Source organism: Oceanibium sediminis (assembly GCF_003265325.1).
Classification (GTDB): Bacteria; Pseudomonadota; Alphaproteobacteria; order Rhodobacterales; family Rhodobacteraceae; genus Halovulum; species Halovulum sediminis.
Genome location: NZ_QGNX01000045.1, coordinates 1 through 1,186 on the forward strand (window position 1 = coordinate 1; position 1,186 = coordinate 1,186).

Annotated in this window: 1 pseudogene; it reads left to right on the plus strand. The window is 59.2% G+C overall.

The annotated features are described in order from the left end of the window. Positions 1–1,147 (plus strand): annotated as a pseudogene (locus DJ029_RS21480) (IS3 family transposase); the annotation flags it as partial. Positions 1,148–1,186: the final 39 nt, after the last annotated feature.

The following is a 1,186-nucleotide window of genomic DNA, read 5'->3' on the forward strand; positions in this document are numbered from 1 at the left end:
AACGGAAGCAGCATTCGCCTGAGTTCAAGGCGAAGGTGGCGCTTGAGGCGCTGAAGGGTGAGCAAACGGTGGCCGAGCTGGCAAGCCGGTTCGGGATTCATCCGACGATGATCCACACCTGGAAGCGGGCATTACTGGAAGGCGCATCCGGCGTGTTCGAACGTGGTGGCAAGAAAGCCCCCGAGATTGACGAGGAGCAGGTCAAGGAGTTGCACGCCAAGATCGGGGAGCTGGCTGTGGCCAACGATTTTTTGTCCAGAAAGCTCAAGCCGTGGACCGGAAAGTGAGGCGGGAGATGATCGAGACAGCCAATCCGGATCTGTCCATCGGCAAGCAGTGCCGACTGCTGTCGATCTCGCGGTCCTCGTTCTACTACCGGCCCAAGGGCGAAACGGCGCTGAACCTCGCGCTCATGCGCCAAATTGATAAACAATTCGTTGAGACACCGTTCTTCGGGGTTCGGCAGATGACATGGCACTTGCGCAACGAGGGACACCCGGTCAACGAAAAGCGCATCCGCCGGCTGATGCGGTTGATGAGCCTGATGCCGATCTACCAGAAGCCCAACACCAGCAAGGCGGCGAAGGGGCACAAGACCTATCCCTACCTGCTCAGGGGGCTGCGCGTTGATCGGCCCGGTCAGGTCTGGGCCGCAGACATCACCTATCTGCCGATGCGGCGCGGGTTCCTGTATCTGGTGGCGATCATGGATTGGCATACGCGCAAGGTTCTGGCTTGGCGCATCTCGAACACGCTGGAAGCCTCGTTCTGCGTCGAAGCGCTGAACGAGGCCATCCATAAGTTCGGCCCGCCCGAAATCATGAACACTGACCAGGGCAGCCAATTCACATCGTTTGCCTGAACGGACCGATTGCGCCGATCCGGTGTGCGCATCTCCATGGACGGCAAAGGGCGGTTCCTCGACAATATCTTCGTGGAACGGCTCTGGCGGAGCCTGAAATACGAGTGCGTCTACCTGCACGCCTGGGAGACCGGATCGGAGGCAAAGGCGGGCGTCGGGAAATGGATCGAGTTCTACAACCGCAAGCGCCCCCATTCCGCCCTTGGTGGCAGACCGCCAGCCGTGGTCTATTGGCAGAGAAATGATATCAACCAACCCGATCAGCAGGTGCAACGAGTAGCTTAATTTACGCCAGATCCTGTCCAACGGATGGGGAGTAGCTCA